Genomic DNA, 388 nt, shown 5'->3' on the forward strand with positions numbered 1-388 from the left:
GGCTACAATAGTTGGTACTGAAGCAGCAAGTGGATTTTTAGCCTTGATTGAAGCGGGACCAGATAAAATTAATAGCTATAGTAAATCCTTAAAGAATTCCAATGGCGAAAGTAAAAAAGCAGCAGATTTGATGAAAGATAATCTCAAAGGCGCTCTGGAACAATTAGGTGGCGCTTTTGAATCATTAGCAATCGAAGGCGGTAAAGATTTAAAGCCTATGATTAGAGCAGGAGCGGAAGGTTTAACAAAATTAGTTGATGGATTTACACATCTCCCTGGTTGGGTTAGAAAAGCTTCAGTAGGATTAGCACTTTTTGGTGCAGCAATTGGACCTGCAGTTCTTGCTGGAGGGTTATTAATACGTACAGTTGGAAGTGCTGCTAAAGGA

1 protein-coding gene is annotated in these 388 nt (G+C 39.9%); it reads left to right on the top strand.

What is annotated here, in order from left to right; translation table 11 throughout:
* Nucleotides 1-388 (top strand): phage tail tape measure protein (locus GPA21_RS20535; protein WP_168989881.1); only part of this gene is annotated, 388 nt, incomplete at both ends.

Origin of the sequence: Azoarcus taiwanensis (assembly GCF_012910885.1) — a bacterium.
GTDB lineage: Bacteria > Pseudomonadota > Gammaproteobacteria > Burkholderiales > Rhodocyclaceae > Azoarcus_F > Azoarcus_F taiwanensis.